Source organism: Streptomyces sp. AC627_RSS907 (assembly GCF_019049165.1).
This window is the reverse complement of the sequence record NZ_JAGMUE010001369.1, coordinates 1-680: the sequence shown is the minus strand read 5'-3', so window position 1 is coordinate 680 and position 680 is coordinate 1. Positions and strand designations below refer to the sequence as shown.

1 pseudogene is annotated in these 680 nt (G+C 67.1%); it reads right to left on the bottom strand.

Features of this window, described 5'->3' with window-relative positions:
- Positions 1-680: pseudogene (locus KUM32_RS41970) on the bottom strand (hypothetical protein); the annotation flags it as partial.

Below are 680 nucleotides of genomic sequence, written 5' to 3'. Positions count from 1 at the left end.
GGGTGGCGTTCTTGGACTGGTTGGCGAGCATGTTGTAGTCCATCGAGAGCACCTCGAAGGAGTGGCCGGGGAACGGGACCTGCTGGAGCGGGAGGTCCCAGATGCCCTGCTTCTTGGTCGGCCAGACCTGGAGGCCGCCGGGCGAGCTGGCGTCGTAGCGCCAGCCGAGCTGCTTGGCGGTGGGCAGCAGGTTGTCCTGGCCGAGCAGGCAGGGCGTACGGCCGCCGATGAGTTCCTTCTGGTAGTCGAAGGGCAGCGGCTCCAGGTCGGTGAAGCCGGTGTTGGTGCGCCACTTGGTGACGAACGACATGGCCTGGTCGATCTCGGAGCGCCACTGCGCCGGGGTCCACTGACCGACCGATCCGGAGCCGGCGCAGAAGTGGCCGTTGAAGTGGGTGCCTATCTCGTGGCCCTCAAGCCACGCCTCGCGCACGTTGCGCAGCGTGTCCTTGATGTGCCCGTCGGTCAGGTAGCCGATGTCGGAGGCGCCCACGGGGTTGTTCGGCGGCCGGTAGAGGTTCTTCTTCGACTCGGGCAGGCAGTAGATCCCGGAGAGGAAGAAGGTCATCGACGCGCCGTGGTCCTTGGCGATCTTGCGGAAGCGCGGGAAGAGGCCGTTGCCCACCTCGCCGGCGCCGTCCCAGGAGAAGACCACGAACTGCGGGGGCTTCTGCCCCATC